Source organism: Rhizobium sp. LARHSG275 (assembly GCF_052871115.1).
The window spans coordinates 1-15,730 of sequence record NZ_JBIXJN010000024.1; the positions used below are offsets into that span (position 1 = coordinate 1).

Below are 15,730 nucleotides of genomic sequence, written 5' to 3' on the forward strand. Positions count from 1 at the left end.
GCAGGCTCGAACCCGACAGGCCATCGACGACGCGCTGGCAGCCACCCTTCAAACCGTCTCGCCGAAAGAGTGCCAAAACTACTTCAAGGAAGCCGGATATGAACGGACATAAAACAATCCCGCTCTAAAGCCCATTTCGAGGCGCCCGCAACGAAAATAGAGTGCAACGCAACTGCCCTATGTTTTTTCGATCGTACAACGGCGGCGCTCCATACTATGGCGGGTCGAGATTTGCGTGACGCTCCGAAGGGCATGTAGGAACAAGGCGAGAATCCAAACGAACTTCATCTGAAACGAAGAGAATCATTGTTCGGCAGAATGAGAGAGGTCTGAAATGCTTTCCTCTTCAGACAAGGATCGGAAGGACGTTCGTCATGTCACCCAGCCACTGGTTTCAGTGGTCATCCCAGCATTCAATGCTTCCCGCTATATTGAACGCACGCTTCGATCCGCCGGGCGTCAGACCTACCGGAACCTGGAGATCATAGTCGTCAACGACGGCTCTACCGATGACACTGCAAAGATGGTCGAGCAAGTGGCGCTGGAAGATTCTCGGATCCGCCTGCTGTCCACGGCAAACCGCGGCGTTGCCGCAGCAAGGAACACCGGCATTCAGGCATCATCAGGTCGATTTTTGGCATTCCTTGACGCGGACGATCTCTGGCACCAGACGAAAATCGAAAAGCAGGTGAATGCCCTCAATCGCCGATCCCTGCAGTGGGCTGCGGTTTATGTGCCACATTATGTCATCAATCATGACGACGAAATCATTCGCTCCTGCCACTCCGACGTCGCGAGAGGATATATCTACGCCCGGCATCTGACGTTCAAATATGTCGGCAACGGAAGCGCGCTTCTTGTCCGTCGAGATGTCGCGCTCGAGATTGGCGGGTTTGACAGCTCCTATGCAGCAGCAGGAATCGGAGGCTGCGAAGACCTCGATTTCGAACTGAGGCTGGCCGCGCGCTATCATATCGAAGTCATCCCTGAACGCCTGGTTGGATACAGGCAGTATCCCGGCAACATGTCGTCCAATCACCTGCAAATGGGCCAAAGCGCTCTGGAAGTCATCAGGCGATCGCTGGCCGCGAATCCTCAGCTTCCCCAATACGCGATGCTAAGCGCAACAATCGCCACTCATAAATATGCATTTTGGGAATTCCGCCGAGCCAGGAATACATATCTGTCACTCATGGCCATGTGGCCGATATTACGAAGCGAGCCAGGTTTCGCCGCTGGGCTTGTACTAGAGAAGTGCCGGCGCCTGATACAACACTGTCTTCGTCTCGTGACCACAACAGCAAACGGTCAAGATCCATCGCGAATGAACAGGTCGAAGTTCGACCAGGAAGCTGCCCCTTCGTACCTCGAACGTCCCCAGGAGACCGCGCAATTTCGACGTCACCTAATGCGGCTGGCAGAGGTGGATGTCCAACTGAGTGCAATACTTGAGCCTCTAGCCGGGTGCGCTCCGGTGGCTATCGATGACCACACCTGTCTCCGAAGCCGGACGCGAAAATCAGACCTATGAGCGGGCGCCCATGTTTTTCGCGGAGGCCAGGACGTCGCGGGTGGAAATCACGATTTATCAAACAGGCCTGACTAAAAGTGTTCAGACGTCTGCAATGCCTCTCTGGACGTTTCCTAAAGCCTTGCCATGTCTGTCGACTAGGAAATCCGCAGGCGATAGATGGAGGGTGGCAGATTGACAGGCATAACGATAGCGATCGTGGACGATCACCCACTTTTTCGAGAAGGGGTGAGCCGCAGTCTGTCCGAAGTCGAGGATTTCGTCGTTGTCGGCGAAGGGGCAAGCGCCGATGACGCGGTCACGCTGGCGGCGTCCCACAGGCCTGACGTCCTTCTGCTCGATGTGTTCATGCCCGGAGGAGGGATCGATGCGATTTCAGAGATCGTGGTGCGAAGCCCAGAGACAAAGGTCATGATGCTGACCGCCTCGGAGGAAGTCGACCCCCTTCTGGCGGCGCTACGCCGAGGGGCAGCGGGATACCTTGTCAAGGGTATCAGATCCCGCGGACTTGCAGAGGCCATTCGAACGGTCGTTGGAGGCTCGAGGTACATCTCGCCCACCATGCGCGCAAAGGTCGAAAACTATCTCTTCAGCAGACCGGCTTCACTGACTCCCCGCGAAACCGAGGTGATAGAACTGGTAGCCGAAGGACTTTCCAACAAGCATATCGGCCGCCGCCTGAACCTTCAGGAGAAAACGATCAAGCATCACATGACCGAAATACTGCTCAAGCTTGGCGCCAGCAATCGAACGGAAGCAGCAATCAGATGGCGCCAAGGCGCCTAGCGGAGACAACGTCGCGATGGCGGTGAGGCGCACGGGATGATCACCAGGATTCGAAGTCGCCGACGGTTCCGGATCAATCCGTCTCCTCCAGACGCAAAAGCATTCCGCATCCATTTCGGCTTTGGAGAGTCATCAGGGAGGTTCTGACTGGAGTTGGGCAACATGCTTGAACCTCCCTGATGTCCTTTCAGCAAGGATCAGGAGAATTTAAGCCGGATCGGGCCGAAGGAAAGTCGGACTTAAGTCCGGCTGGCGACGTCAGGACACGCTGCTCATATCTAATGCGAGGTATAGTGTACTTCCGTGGAAGGGCGGAACAGGAGGAGAAAGTGAAGTTCGGCCCTGATAACTACAATCACGAAGAGCGCTGCTCGCAAGGCCATAGTTCGGCATCCACAATCGCCACAATCGAAGCAGCCCTTTCCGCCGATCCGGATATTGACAGCAGTGCCATCGAGATCAGGATGCTCGGTCCTGTCGTCCTGCTCGAAGGCTATATAACCAGTGCCGCAGACCGCGAGAAAGCCATCTCGCTTGCTGCGATGATCGTCGGCTATGAGAACGTTCAGGACCGCATGCTGAGCCGTTTTCCCCCGCAGTAGACAACCGAATCCTGCCGATAGGGCCAAGGTCTGAGCAAGCCCCGGCACGAAGTCCCACTTCGGGAACACTTCCTCCATCTTTCGGTTTGGCTTCGCAGCGGAACCAACCGCATCCAAGGAGGAAAACAGATGAATATCAAAGTAGTAGGAATCGCCGCCGGCATCCTGTTGGCATCCACCGCCGCCTTTGCGCAATCGTCGACGGTCACGGGCGCAGCAGGCGGCGCTGCAGCAGGTGCAGCCGTTGGTGGCCCGGTCGGTGCGGCTGTCGGCGGCATCGCCGGCGGCGTGGCAGGTAGCGTCATCGAACCGCCGCCGCAGAAGGTGGTGACCTATGTTCAGCAGGCTCCCGCCCCGACCAAGCGCGTCGTGGTGAAGGAGAAGGTCGTCGTCGGACAACCTCTGCCGGAGACCGTGGTCGTCACGCCAGTTCCCGATGACCCCAAATATGCATACGCGATCGTCAATGATGAGCGTGTGATCGTCGAACCTTCCTCCCGGAAGGTCATCCAGGTCATCCAGTGACCTTCGGGCGGCTTCGGCCGCCCCTTACGACAATCAGGGCATGCATACAAACGCATGAGAATGCGGGACGGAATCGCGTGCCCGAAACCTCGGAGATTGATCATGAAAAGCAACCATCTCACTATGCTCGTGGCAGCGATGTCACTCAGCGTATCGCCGCTCGCCACGCTGCCCGCCGCAGCCCAGCAGGACACCAAGAGCAGCGGCCAGGCCCAATCCGGTTCTCAGACAGGCACGGATGCCGGTTCGCAGTCCGGCTCCAAGACCACCGGCACCGAGTGCACCCCCGACGCGTCGGGAGCATGCCCGCAAGGCAAGGGCCAGTCATCGCAGCAGAAATCCGGCCAGGGCTCCGACATGAAAAAGAGCGCCGAGCAGCCTTCGAACGATAAGTCTTCGACGAGCGGAACTGCCTCCGGCAAGTCTTCGACAGAAGCCAAACCCGGATCCCAAGACGCCGGCGGCGCCACCACGACCGAACAGAAGCCCGCCGCCAAGTCCGGCAGCACCGATACCAGCGGCTCGGCCACCTCAGGCACGAAGAGCAGCACGCAAAATGCCAAGCCTGCAGAAGGCTCCGGCAACGCCGCCACCACGCAAAGCGGCGACGCGTCGAAGCAGCCGACCGACCAGAACTCTGCGACGACGAACAAGAGCTCTTCGGAAACCAACGTCAACAACAACACCACGACGAATCAGACGTCCAAGACCAACGTCAACATTTCCGTCGAACAGCAGACTGAAATTCGAACAGCGGTGAAGGAGGTCCATGTTGCGCCGGTGAAGGAAGTGAATTTCACGGTCTCCGTCGGAACGAAAATTCCAAAGAAGGTTCGCCTTCAAACACTGCCGCCCCGCATCGTGAAGATCGTTCCGCAGTATGAAGACTACCGCTTCTTCATCCTTGCGGATGGCCGGATCGTCATCGTCGATCCCGATACTCTTGAGATCGTCTACATCATCGAGGCCTGACAGGCATGTCCCGGCCCGCAGGAGCAATCAATGATCTACCATGAAGATAAGTCGTCTGGCGTCGCGTTTCCCGTTGTCGTCATCTTGATTGCCATGGTGGCCATTGTGGTCAGTTTGGCCTTATCCTCGGGCCACCAGACATCGGCTAGGGTTTGGGTTCCTGGTAGCTCGGGAGGACTTCATATGAATCATCACGCTGAGGGGTCGCCGAACGAGGTTTTGGGTATTCAAGGGTAACCGGTTGCGGTCACATCGGGCCGCGAGGATCTGATGCTATCCGGCATCGTCAATCGCTTCCGTGCCAAGGGGCTGACCCGCGCGGTCCCCTGCCCCACACGACCCCGTCCACGGATCGTCAGGATTTCTCACGGAGAAATGGCGGTAGTCATTGGCGCACCGCGACCGGTTTCTTGAAGATGCGCAATTTGCGAGCCCAGCCTATTGGGTCTTTGAGAATCCCACCGCATTTTTCTTAAGAGTTTCGTTGTTGTCCGGCGAAATGAGCAGTCCATGGTGCCCGCATCTGGTCACAATGCGATGTCATATGCAGCATCCGAAAGGCTGGTTTGTCACTCTATGCTTTCAAAACTGATCGTGATTGCCATCGTGGCCCCTGCGCTGGTGCTCACCTCTTGCTCGCATCCCGAGCCGCTTCAGACGTCCACAGTTGCTCCGGTCGCTGCGACGGCAGTTCCAATCACTGACCAAACGGTGATTGCGGAAACCGTGGGACGGGCCACGGTCGGTTCTGATCCGCTAGCGTGGGCCAACCCGTCAACCGGCAGCGCCGGGGTGATCGAGCAGGTCCGGCCGGGTACAAACAATCCAAACGGATGCCGCGACTTCGTCACAAGCAAGCAAACTCTTGAGGGCGTGACTCGGTTCAACGGCGTCGCTTGTCCAGCAGATGGGTCTTGGAAGATAAACGGCTCGTCGGGCTTGCACTAGGTACCGCTACCTGCCCACTGGAATGTGAGCGGCTCTTCCATTTCGCCGGTGAGATCGACCCGACGGTCCGGAAGGGTCTGCCAATCAGTCGTCCACCAATCAGCAAGGGCCCGGGCCTGTATCGCGCTTTTGGCTGCGTACCGCTGAATATCCATGGTGTGGCTGCGATAGATGTTGCCGCCGCCTGCGAGGATAACGGTTGCGGACGCCGTCACAAGCAGCGCTGAACATCCTATTCGTTCGACCGGACGCCGAAGATAAAAGATGGCGAGCAGAATAAACCATGCGGATCCAACCGCCGCTCCGCCGGCCACATCAGAAAAGCGATGTGCACCGAGATATAGACGCGAGCAGGCGATCATAAAGATAAGAACTGCGGCTCCCGTGCCGATCAAGACGCGCACTGCCGGGCGAAACTCGCCGGCGATCAGAAATGCAAGAAAACCATAGGGCACAATGTTCGTCGTGCTATGGCCGCTCGGGAAGGAATATGCACTCCAGCCGGAATAGAGCAGCCCATCGGGTCTTGCTCTGTGAAAAGTCACCTTGATGATGGTGTTGAGAGCCGACGCCCCTGCGACAGCAACCAGCCAGAAAACAGCCGTGCGCCACGCACGTTTCCACAGGAGCCATAGCAATACGATAGCCGTGACCGCCACCACATAATGTCCCCATAGCAAGATGAATCAGGGCTTCCTTGACCGGAATGAGGAAATGCAGCGCGCGGTGGCGTGAGAGCGAGAAGGCTCGGAGGTTTGCGCCACACTGTATCCATTTCATACGGATTGGTGAAGTTGCTGTCACACGAGCGGAATATCGGGGTGCTAACGTCGGCATCGCTGTTCAAAAGGAGTTACCATGCGCAATCTAGCCCTGTCGCTCGCCCTCGTCATCGGCCTTGCTTCTTCCGTTTTAGCGGAAGATGCCAAGCCATTTTCCGATGTCAAGGAAATCGACCTCGTTTCGCTGTTGCCGACACCGCCCGCCAATAATTCGCCGCAGATGCAGGCCGAACTCGCTGAAATACTAACGATCCAGGTTACCCGCACACCTGAGATGGCCGCACGTGCCGTCGCCGATGCGGATGAAGATGTCTGGCGCTTCGCCGATGTGATCGACAATCCCAAGTTCACCAAGGAAAACCTGCCGAAGTTCGCCGCCTTCTTTGACCGCGTCGTCGCCACAGAAGGCGCTGTTGTCGATCCGGCCAAAGATTTCTGGAAGCGTCCGCGGCCTCACCTCTACAGCGACCTGGTCAAGCCGATTGTTCCCCTCTCGAAGTCGGGTGCTTATCCGTCGGGTCACACCACCGTCGGCACGCTGATGGGCATCGTCCTTTCCAACATGGTGCCGGAGAAGAGGACCGAGCTGATGGCACGCGCGTGGGAATATGGTCATAACCGTATTGTCGGCGGCATTCACTATGCTTCGGACGTCGAGGCTGGCCGCATCGCCGGCACCGTCATTGCCGAAACGATCCGCACCCATGACGACTACAAAGCTGAATTTGAAGCCGCCAAGGATGAACTTCGATCCGTCCTTGGTCTGTCCCACGTCTGAGCCGATTGACCAAACATCCATTTGAACCGCCGGCGAGAAATCCGGCGGTTCTATGCTTTCAGGCATGGTCGCCCTTGGATGACCTCGCGTTAGAGTTTACTGCCTTCAATTAACGTTTCCGGCAATTTATGCCGAACGGCAGCTAGACCCCGCGGAGGTTACCTTTGGTGGCTTCAGCGCAGTCGTGGTTGAGTACCTAACGACTTGATACATTTCAGTCGCTGCCGACCATTGTCGCCATCCCTCGCCTTGAACGGATCAGAACCAACGAACCCGTTATTGCGAAATTTCCTCTGGAGGAGATTTGTAGGGGGCTAACTTTCTTGAATAAAGTCTCAACTGACGAAGCCGCCACGTGCCCTTGTACGCGCCGCGAACAAATCGCGCTGGAATTGTAGTTCCCAAATCGCATAATCGAATCATCAGAGTCTTAGGGGGTGGCGTGTGATTTCGGAAGCGCAGATTCGGGCAATCGCCCTTGTTCTATATATTGTCGTTCTATTGGTCGTCCAAAGCCTGTTCGTTGACAGCGGATTGAGACCAAACGAAAACGCCATTTGGCTGTACGGTGGAATTGCCAGCCTGCTTTTCGGCAGCAACATACTTAATCCCTATTTCACGCCCCCCTCCGGGGCGCTTATTAATGGCGTGACCGCCATGCTCGCCTTGGTGTCAGCGGTTCCCGTGGTCCTCCCTTGGACGGCGGACGCGTACGTGCTCGGCGCAACCATAGGCTTCTGCGCCATCGTCGCGTTGGTCTCAATCTTGCTGCTGATCTTGCGCGCGCCTTTGGGGGAGGAGCCCTCAACAACTTGGCGCGTTTTCGAGCGTGCGGCCGTCGGGCTAGGCAGTCCCAATATCATCTTCGGTGTGCTGATCACGGCCGCGGTCTGGCTGTTCCACCGTGACGCGCCGACAGAGGTATTCGCTATCCTCGCTACGTTCATCGTGATTGCGGTATTCCGACCTCTGGAGGCTCTGGTGAAGTACGGTTTGTGGTTCCTTGAGATGCCGAAGCCTATCAATCGTGCTGACTTGATTGGCTCGGTCGCCGCTCACCAATCGCCCGGCATTGTTCTTGTCCGTCAAGCAGAGGCGCAAATGATCGCCAGGGGGACTCCAATGGTGATTTCTGACCAGCATGGGCCGCCTCAGCTCGGTGTGGCGCTCAACTACGTAGGGCGAGATGAGGGCAACCTGCTCCGCGTTCTAACAGCTTCTCTGCCGAAGCGACTGGCAGCGCTCCACCGTGGAAGTGTAAAGTCTACAACTGGCATTGCCGTATCCATTGCGGTCACGGACGAAGACAGGGCGGACATTCGTGCGCTCCAGTGGATCGATCGACTATGTGGCATCGTGGATACGGAGACCAGCCCGGAGTACCTGCAATTCGAGGTCATAAATGAGGTTGGACTGGCCGAGGGTTCGCTCGCTGTGGTTCGGATCGGTGGCAACCAGCGTGTCATCTATCAGGTGGTCGACGGCGTGACCCGCGACGAAGTTGTCCAACAAAAGAACAAGTACGGCTACGCCAGGGCGAAGGCGCGCAAAATCGGCACATGGGATGATGACCACCGCCGATTCCGCCCCGTTCCTTGGATGCCGCGAATGAATGCCCCCGTGTTCCTGCTCGAGGAGACCGACGGCGGCCCCGAGGACGACTGCATTGGGCATTTTCCGGCCACCTCCTATGGCGTCCGCATTGATGCCTCCGAATGCGTCACACACAACACCGCGATCCTCGGCATCCTGGGCGTCGGTAAGAGCTATCTTGCGATTGAGCTGGTCGAGCGGATGATCGCGCAGGGGATCAAGGTCCTTTGTCTCGACCTCACAGACCAATATGAGACGCTGTTGAGCGACTTCCTCGATCCCGCATTTGAGGCAGAAAGGAAGGCTGAGCTGGTTGCCGCCGGTGCCGCTGGAGCTGTCAACCAAAACAAGGAGCTTGGAGGCTCTCGAAACACGTTTGTAGCCGCTGTAGTCCAGCAAATGAGGGCGTTTCTTGATCAAGGTGATGACCACTACCTGAGGATATACAATCCAGCACAACTTCGCGTGACGAAGCAGGTGTCAGGCTGGAACGCCGACAATGCGGCATTCCTGAGACTCACTCCTTCTGAGATAACGTCTATTTTCTCGGACGCGGCTTTACTTGTTTGCCAAGAGATCGGGATGACTGACCACGCCCGCCTTTGTCTCGTGTATGAGGAGGCGCACACGCTCGTTCCAGAGTGGAACAGTGTAGCAGCCGAAGGGGACAAGGTGGCCACAGCGAAGAGCGCCAGGGCGATTCTCCAGGGCCGGAAGTACGGTCTTGGCTGCCTACTTATTACGCAGCGGACTGCCAATGTAACCAAGACAATCCTCAATCAGTGTAACACGATCTTCGCCATGCGCACCTTCGACGACACTGGCAAAGAATTCCTTGGTAACTACATCGGAGCGGGTACGCTGCGGTCCTCCCATCCATGCAATCCCGCCATGCTGTAGTTTTCGGGAAGGCTTCGTCTTGCGAGAACCCGGTTCTGATTCGGCTGAACGACCAAGACGCATTCCGCGCCCGGTTTCGACCCGACAATCCGCCCCGGCGACCAGAGCCGATGGCCGTCCCAGAAGCGGGAGAGGTCAATCAAGAAGACCAAATCGCGCCGGGCGGCGAGCTATGAGGGTAGCGAATTTCGCCATCCAGGCGATCTGGACGTCCGAAATGGCGGCGCATAAGCTCAGCCGAGTGCCGACTGGGGGACAATGACCAAGTGAGCGTCCGCCTCGCGATGAGCGAGGATGGCCGCCCGTCTCGCCACGCTTTGAACGCCACTGAGCCGCTCGAAGAAGATCCGGCTGCTGATGGACATTTGTGCAGGAGATGCGACGCTTGCCTCGACCAAGCGGCCGTTAAGCTCATCATCGCGCCGGTCTACTCTGCCCGAGGACCAAACAGGCCGGCGCCGCCGCTGCCGGGAAGCGAAACCTTCCGGCGTCAGGCGCTCCATTTCCGTGATGAACGCCTCAAGGCTGGTGCGTGCGTCCTTTCCCTTGCTGCGTTGGCGCAGCACCTCGATTACATCGGCGGGCTGGCGCATGCGGCTTTCCATTCTCTCCCCCTGTCTCGGAATACACATGGTGGAACGATGCGCCGTAATTGAACGAGACATGGTGCCGCTGGTGGATATTGGGCAGGACGATTTCGCTGGGAAAGAACATCCGGGACGCCTCGAGGATGCGGTTACCCTCATAATACTGGTTTAGCAGGGCCTTGCTGCGAAGTTGGCTGGAAATGCGAAGTCATCTATAGTACCGCCTCTTCGCTGAAGCCACGCCAGCAGACTTGCCCTGACCTCCGCCGTAATCTCAAGCTGTACAGGACGTCCGGTTTTCTGCTGGATGACCATTGCTCGTGTTCGGATCTTCCTGGCCCTTGAGGAGAGTTCAGGTCTTGATCTTTACGAGATCGCAGCCTCGTAGCTTGATGTCGATCGCGAGATCGAACAGCGCTCGGTCTCGTATACGCCCCTCTCTATCGAGAAAGAAACGAATTGCCCAAATCTGCCGCTGTTTCAGCGGCTTCTTTACCCCCGACCTTCCTGCCGGCGTTTCACGCGGGGCGCCCCAGTGCAGCAGGATCATATTGTGCGGATACCCATTTGAGTTCTCCTTCGGCCACCATTGGCCACTGCAGGGGGGAGCCGAAAGCGGACTGTCGACTTCGCGAGAGCGGATCTAAGAAAGCATACATCCACCAGCTTCGTATGTTGCGCTGTGCTAGCGGCTTCCTTCGTCAGATGGTCTGAGCGATCAGCGTGTTGATCGGGTTGTGCCCGCCCCAGGCGCGCTTGCAAGTCTTGCGTTCCACCGCGGTCAGGTACTTCGCTGAAAACAGTATTGCGCTACGCACGTAGCCGGAGGGCTCGTCCTCGTAGGAGGTGCGCACCGTCCGCTTCTGCTGCGCCACGCCGTGCTTCGCGGCGAAAATGGCAGCCATGGCGCGCGTCTCCTTCGCGACCCTGCGGTTCTGGAGCCACTGAAGGGCCGTATTCACCGTCGGCCGGCTGACAGTCCTCGCCCTTACAAGCGCGGCGAGCAGGAACATCCGCTGGTAGTCCGACACGGTGTCGTCCGCCACCAGTTCTTCCAGCGCGCCGACCACGTCCTGGCTCGTCCGGACGAAGGTTGAAATGTAGGAAAAGTACAGCCGTGTTTGGTGCGGCTTGTCCTTCAGCTTTCCGAGCACATGCTCGACGGCGCTTTCCGATTGGGCAGAGCGCAGGATGGGAAGGCAGAACTTCTCGATCTGATCCTCCTGGTTGGGGTAGTCCCCGATGTTGTCCATCAGGCGCTCGACCGCGGCGTTCTCAAGTTCCTCCTCGTCGTCGTCCTCGTTGCCTGCTTCTGCCTCGTCGTCCTCATCTTCCCACTCGACCTCAAAGCCGTACGGGCTGGCGCGATTGTAGGTGTCATCATCCTCGATTTCCTCGCGGATTTCGTCGAACAGGCGGTCGATCGCGGTCTCTTCCTGGATGACCTCGTCGGCTGGCATGATCTTGGACTTGTACTCGTTGAGGTGCAGGCCGTCTTTGCGCAGGGTCTCGATCAGTTCGGCGAGGCCCTGACGGGCCTCCGCTTCGGACGGGAAGCCCATGTAGATGTCGTCCACGTAGCGCGCTGACATAATCTCGGCGAGCTGGCAGTACGCGTCGAAGTCGGAAAGGAAGAAGTTGCCGAGCGCGTCGGAAGGATAGACACCCTGGACGATGCCGAACGAATTCCGCTCGCGAAACGCCAGCATCATCTCTTCCAGCAGGCTCACGACCTCCGGAGCGCAGCCGGCCGCCGACATCAGATTCACGAGATGGTGCTGCGGCAGCCGCTCGAAGTAGTTCGAGATGTCCGCCTTCAGTATGAAATCGCTATCCCCGCAGATTTCGGCGACCCGCTCCTGGAATCGTTCCCAAGATTCGTGGTTGGGCACGAACATCTGTCCTTCCTCTTCCGACGGAACGTGGCTGAACGAACGGCTGCGGTCCTGGCCCCCCTCCAGCTCCTGCATGACGTTGTCCACGAGAGCTTGGTACATGAAGCGGTCAGCGGGCCTTAGGATGCTTCCGGGTCGCGTGAAAAAGCGCTCCTTCGGCACACTCATGGTGATGGGTAGTTCAGGCTGGTAGGTCCCCGCGCGTACTTGCTGCTTGACCTGCTCCCACAGCTCACCGCCAGCGCGGCTGAAGATCGCGTTGTAGTGGGGGGCCAGGATGAAGTCGCTGCGAATGTCCGCCTTCACGTGAGCGATGACGCTCTCGTGGTCAAATTGCGCGATGATCCTTCTATCCAGGCCGGGCATGTTAACTTCCCCAGGTTGACCTGCCTCGATACACTTCCGACGCTGGCGAGTCCATCCTGCCTCACGCTGTGGTTGATTCACGCCTGAGAGCTCCGGTGAATGTCCGGTTCCGGGTACGAAGCCCGGCATTATGAAAGACGGCAATGAAGGCGCGCAAAGCAGCCAAAGCGTTTACTGCTGAAAGGGCATCCGCTCGGGCTCACCGCGATTCGTAGAGTTGAACCGCCTTACCGTTATGAGTTGTTGGCGGCTATCGATCGGCGAACACAACGGTATGCAAATTTCAAGGGCCGGACCTGAAAAGCCAAGCCACAAAATTCTTCGTTGCAGCCAGGAATCTGTGTAACATCCACGTTGCAATGGGACTGGGGGGCATGGGGTGCCATTCTACATACGCAAGTCGGTCAAGGCGGGACCATTTCGGTTTAATTTTTCCCAAGGAGGTATCGGCGTCTCTGTCGGCGCGAAGGGCTTAAGGGTCGGTACTGGACCTCGGGGCCACTATATCCATGCCGGACGACACGGACTGTATTATCGAGCGTCACTTGGCAATGCTGGCCAACGTCGACAGAGGGCTGTGAGCGAGCCACCGCCCGGTCAGGTCACTTTTGAAGTACCTGCGGTGAACATGATTGAGTTCGAGTCCGGCGACGTCTTGTTGATGCGCGACGAGAACTTCGGCGAAGTGTTGGACGAAATCAACGCGAAGGCCAGTCAATGGCGGTTGTCGGCTCTTTTTGGATGGCTCACGGCTCTCCTTGGCATCCTTGTGCTGGCGAAAGCGCCGTCGGTGGGGATTTGGGTCCTGATCGCGACCCTTCCCGTCTGGGCGATAGGGTCGTGGCTCGACTCGTACCGCCGATCGACAGTTCTCTTCTATGATATCGATGGTCCGGTCGAGCAGGCGTACAAGGAAACGATCGCGGCGTTTGATAATTTGAGCTCTTGTGCCGCGAAATGGCATATTGAGGCTGGCGGTGCGATCAACGATCTAACGACCTGGAAAAGAAATGCAGGCGCATCCTACCTGGTGAAGCGAACCGCCACGAAGCTCGTCTACGCTTTGCCCAAGGTTATCAAGAGCAACATCACACCGCCCTCGATACATGTCGGCAAGCAGATCATTTATTTCATGCCAGACGTTGTTTTGGTCGCGCACAATTCGCGCTTCGGTGCATTGCCATACTCTGAGATCCACGCTCGCTGGCAGGAGTCACGGTTTATTGAAGAGGGTCATGTCCCTCGTGACGCGAAGGTCGTCGACCGCACTTGGCAGCACCCCAACAAGCATGGCGGTCCCGATCGGCGTTTTCGGAACAACCGCCAACTGCCCGTCTGTCTGTACGACACCCTTCACCTGCAAAGCGACAGCGGTCTCAGCGAGGTACTGGAATTTTCGCAAGTGGGAAAGCTGGCGAGTTTCGTCGCCGCTCTCCAAGCTTTAGCGAAAGCAAAGATGGAGGCTGCACTGGCCCCGAAAGCGATCCCACCGAACGCGACGTCATTATCGCCACCAGTGGCACCAAGTTCGCCTGTGCCGGATGAACAGAGACGAAAGAGCGCTGTGCCTGCTATAGCCCTCATCATTGGGGGCATCTTTGGACTTCCTATTGCTATCACCGCACTCCAAAACGCGGAGAAATCGACTAGGCCCGTCACAACGCAGGCCGATGCTCCCACCGGTTCAGGGCAAATCGCATCGTCATCGTCAACGCTGGGAAGGCCGGCGGCCTCTGCTGCCGGTTCAGCACAAGGGTCACCATCACCGTCGACGATGGTGACCCCTGCCACAACCCCTTCTGGCTCAGCGTCGGAAAGCGGTAAGCCGGCAGTCGTAGTCCAGGCACCGAACGTTGACGCTACGGCAACAGTAAATGATCCGGCATTTTCAACACCTGCCTCCCTTGGGGTTGATCAGGAGCTGACACCCGATCCTACGATCTTCGAGGCGCTTGCGGCAGCCGCGACCGCGCCCGCCGCGTATACATTGGACGCGGCATCACAGCCGCCTGCCGCGCCTTACATCGCCCCGCCGGAACAAAAATTTGCCTACATGAAGCAGCCCTTCCAATTGAGGGAAGGACCCGGCGCAAAATACGTCCCGGTCGGCGCAGTCGGCCAGAATGCGCTGCTCGCCGTCCTTGAGACGGAGGGCGGATGGGTCCATGTCTCTGGTGGTCCGTCAGCGATGGGATGGGTACCGAAGGAGTTGCTTGGCCAACGTCCAGTTTCGCGTCAAGCAACCACGCCCAAGGTGCAAAACACATTCCAGCCTCCGCCCGGGTTTGGTGGTCGGACTTATTGAAGTGTGCACGGCCCCCAGGTCGCATCGGGTTTGCGGCACCAGCCGCTGTTGCTCAATTCTGTAAGAAGCAGTGCTTGTGAATTACAAGCGTTCTGCGCGTACGATAACGAGCACGCAGCGTCGTCGGTCAGCCAGCGACGAATAATCCGATCTGGTCCAGCCACCGGATTTTCCTTGGTCGTGATCTTACCATTCTCCGCCAGAATTTTGTGGGTCGCAGGGTCCCATGTCATCACTGCATTCACCGCGCCAGACGACGATTTTTTACGTGCCGGGCTGTAGGTATACCAATCGACCACAGCGAAGACGGTACAGATGTCAAAGCACGCCGCGCATGCTGTGCCAGACCGAACGGCATAAATGCGCACAGGCCACCGTACTGTGAACTGCTGCTTCTCGTTTAGGACGTCTGCCTTCGAGCGCGGGGAGCCGTAATAGACAACGGAGTCTCCGTAGTTGTTCGCGAGGAAGGACATTCCTTCGTTCGTCGACCAGGTCCGCTGTGTTTCGAGGAAGAACTGTAGCGCGGCTTCGTTCAATGCTGTCGAGGGAGCTTCGTTCGATACGGCAGTCTCTTCCGCCGTCGGCGCCACATAGGGGATAGGCTGCCCAGTCACGAGACCAAGGCCAGCCATGTCGATCAGCGACAGCACCCGTCGATCGCCGTCGGCCAGACCGGTGACAAACATGAACAAGGTGGGGTCGAGGCCCATCTCCGCGAGGTAGGCTTTGTATCTATCGGTGCCGGTTTGCGGACCCGAGCTACCCGGCGAAAGAAGTGTTCGATCAACGACTATCGAGCCGTCTTCCGCAAAACGCCGCACTCCACCGGCAAAAGCGAATAAGCATGCAGCCTCGCACTTCGAACCCGAAACTTGCAACGTCGAAAGCTTCATCCGACGAATAGCCCAGCCATATCCAATCGCGGCATCGGCATCACCGCCCGGCGAATTGAACGCGATGAATTTCGGAGTGCTTTTCTTAATTTCGGCTTCGAGCTTATCGGGAAGATCGCTGGGCTCGAAGGTTCCTTGAATCAACAAGATGTCGTTGTTCGCCGCTTTCACATGGGCAAGTCTGATCGCTGCGTGACTGGGGCTTGTAATTAGCGCAGCCAATGAAATGAGGCAGGAAATGAAGATAGACGAGCGCATCGCTCC

14 protein-coding genes and 1 pseudogene are annotated in these 15,730 nt (G+C 57.7%); 10 read left to right on the top strand and 5 right to left on the bottom strand.

Annotated elements, in window-relative coordinates; all coding sequences use genetic code 11:
* From ACIPSK_RS27120 to ACIPSK_RS27150, 7 genes and pseudogenes are all read left to right on the top strand, one after another.
* A pseudogene (locus ACIPSK_RS27120) lies at window positions 1–112 on the top strand (IS630 family transposase); the annotation flags it as partial.
* A gap of 222 nt (window positions 113–334) precedes the next feature.
* On the top strand, window positions 335–1,531 hold the full coding sequence (locus tag ACIPSK_RS27125) for a glycosyltransferase family 2 protein (RefSeq protein ID WP_446533057.1): 1,197 nt from the start codon (window positions 335–337) through the stop codon (window positions 1,529–1,531).
* Window positions 1,532–1,705: 174 nt separating this feature from the next.
* Window positions 1,706–2,317: a response regulator gene (locus ACIPSK_RS27130; protein WP_446533058.1), complete on the top strand. Its 612-nt coding sequence runs from the start codon at window positions 1,706–1,708 to the stop codon at window positions 2,315–2,317.
* A gap of 329 nt (window positions 2,318–2,646) precedes the next feature.
* Entirely contained in the window at window positions 2,647–2,919 is a 273-nt protein-coding gene (locus ACIPSK_RS27135; protein ID WP_446533059.1) for a BON domain-containing protein, read from the top strand.
* Window positions 2,920–3,048: 129 nt separating this feature from the next.
* Window positions 3,049–3,444, top strand: coding sequence for a DUF1236 domain-containing protein (locus ACIPSK_RS27140; RefSeq protein ID WP_222313175.1), 396 nt, complete (start codon window positions 3,049–3,051; stop codon window positions 3,442–3,444).
* A gap of 102 nt (window positions 3,445–3,546) precedes the next feature.
* Complete coding sequence (locus ACIPSK_RS27145) at window positions 3,547–4,416, top strand: DUF1236 domain-containing protein (RefSeq protein ID WP_446533060.1); 870 nt, start codon at window positions 3,547–3,549, stop codon at window positions 4,414–4,416.
* Window positions 4,417–4,926: 510 nt separating this feature from the next.
* Window positions 4,927–5,364 (top strand): RT0821/Lpp0805 family surface protein, encoded by a 438-nt coding sequence (locus ACIPSK_RS27150; RefSeq protein ID WP_446533061.1) that lies wholly within the window; start codon window positions 4,927–4,929, stop codon window positions 5,362–5,364.
* Here ACIPSK_RS27150 and ACIPSK_RS27155 read toward each other — a convergent pair.
* Window positions 5,361–6,026, bottom strand: coding sequence for a phosphatase PAP2 family protein (locus ACIPSK_RS27155; RefSeq protein WP_446533062.1), 666 nt, complete (start codon window positions 6,024–6,026; stop codon window positions 5,361–5,363). The two genes, ACIPSK_RS27150 and ACIPSK_RS27155, sit on opposite strands and share 4 nt — an antisense overlap.
* Window positions 6,027–6,222: 196 nt before the next feature.
* Between ACIPSK_RS27155 and ACIPSK_RS27160 the strand changes: the two genes are divergently transcribed.
* Together ACIPSK_RS27160 and ACIPSK_RS27165 are read left to right on the top strand one after the other, a co-directional pair.
* Entirely contained in the window at window positions 6,223–6,924 is a 702-nt protein-coding gene (locus ACIPSK_RS27160) for an acid phosphatase (RefSeq protein WP_446533063.1), read from the top strand.
* A gap of 444 nt (window positions 6,925–7,368) precedes the next feature.
* Entirely contained in the window at window positions 7,369–9,417 is a 2,049-nt protein-coding gene (locus ACIPSK_RS27165; protein ID WP_446533064.1) for a helicase HerA domain-containing protein, read from the top strand.
* Window positions 9,418–9,650: 233 nt separating this feature from the next.
* On the opposite strand, the gene ACIPSK_RS27170 is transcribed toward ACIPSK_RS27165, so the two are convergent.
* The 3 genes from ACIPSK_RS27170 to ACIPSK_RS27180 all read right to left on the bottom strand — a co-directional run bounded on the left by ACIPSK_RS27170 (window position 9,651) and on the right by ACIPSK_RS27180 (window position 12,265).
* Window positions 9,651–10,022, bottom strand: coding sequence for a hypothetical protein (locus ACIPSK_RS27170; RefSeq protein ID WP_446533065.1), 372 nt, complete (start codon window positions 10,020–10,022; stop codon window positions 9,651–9,653).
* A gap of 334 nt (window positions 10,023–10,356) precedes the next feature.
* Entirely contained in the window at window positions 10,357–10,554 is a 198-nt protein-coding gene (locus tag ACIPSK_RS27175; RefSeq protein ID WP_446533066.1) for a hypothetical protein, read from the bottom strand.
* A gap of 151 nt (window positions 10,555–10,705) precedes the next feature.
* Window positions 10,706–12,265 carry an RNA-directed DNA polymerase gene (locus ACIPSK_RS27180; protein ID WP_446533067.1) on the bottom strand — a complete coding sequence of 520 codons (1,560 nt, stop codon included), beginning with the start codon at window positions 12,263–12,265 and terminating at the stop codon, window positions 10,706–10,708.
* Window positions 12,266–12,644: 379 nt separating this feature from the next.
* Here ACIPSK_RS27180 and ACIPSK_RS27185 point away from each other — a divergent pair, with 379 nt between their 5' ends.
* Window positions 12,645–14,570, top strand: coding sequence for a DUF4236 domain-containing protein (locus tag ACIPSK_RS27185; RefSeq protein WP_446533068.1), 1,926 nt, complete (start codon window positions 12,645–12,647; stop codon window positions 14,568–14,570).
* Here the strand turns inward: ACIPSK_RS27185 and ACIPSK_RS27190 are convergent.
* Window positions 14,564–15,724, bottom strand: coding sequence for a hypothetical protein (locus tag ACIPSK_RS27190; protein ID WP_446533069.1), 1,161 nt, complete (start codon window positions 15,722–15,724; stop codon window positions 14,564–14,566). The genes ACIPSK_RS27185 and ACIPSK_RS27190 overlap by 7 nt on opposite strands.
* Window positions 15,725–15,730 lie beyond the last annotated feature (6 nt).

Excerpts from the sequence above, each read along its gene's own strand:
- ACIPSK_RS27125 (WP_446533057.1), top strand. The coding sequence starts at position 335 with ATGCTTTCCTCTTCAGACAAGGATCGGAAGGACGTTCGTCATGTCACC.
- ACIPSK_RS27140 (WP_222313175.1), top strand. The coding sequence starts at position 3,049 with ATGAATATCAAAGTAGTAGGAATCGCCGCCGGCATCCTGTTGGCATCC.
- ACIPSK_RS27145 (WP_446533060.1), top strand. The coding sequence starts at position 3,547 with ATGAAAAGCAACCATCTCACTATGCTCGTGGCAGCGATGTCACTCAGC.
- ACIPSK_RS27150 (WP_446533061.1), top strand. The coding sequence starts at position 4,927 with ATGGTGCCCGCATCTGGTCACAATGCGATGTCATATGCAGCATCCGAA.
- ACIPSK_RS27160 (WP_446533063.1), top strand. The coding sequence starts at position 6,223 with ATGCGCAATCTAGCCCTGTCGCTCGCCCTCGTCATCGGCCTTGCTTCT.
- ACIPSK_RS27170 (WP_446533065.1), bottom strand. The coding sequence starts at position 10,022 with ATGGAAAGCCGCATGCGCCAGCCCGCCGATGTAATCGAGGTGCTGCGC.
- ACIPSK_RS27175 (WP_446533066.1), bottom strand. The coding sequence starts at position 10,554 with ATGATCCTGCTGCACTGGGGCGCCCCGCGTGAAACGCCGGCAGGAAGG.
- ACIPSK_RS27180 (WP_446533067.1), bottom strand. The coding sequence starts at position 12,265 with ATGCCCGGCCTGGATAGAAGGATCATCGCGCAATTTGACCACGAGAGC.
- ACIPSK_RS27190 (WP_446533069.1), bottom strand. The coding sequence starts at position 15,724 with ATGCGCTCGTCTATCTTCATTTCCTGCCTCATTTCATTGGCTGCGCTA.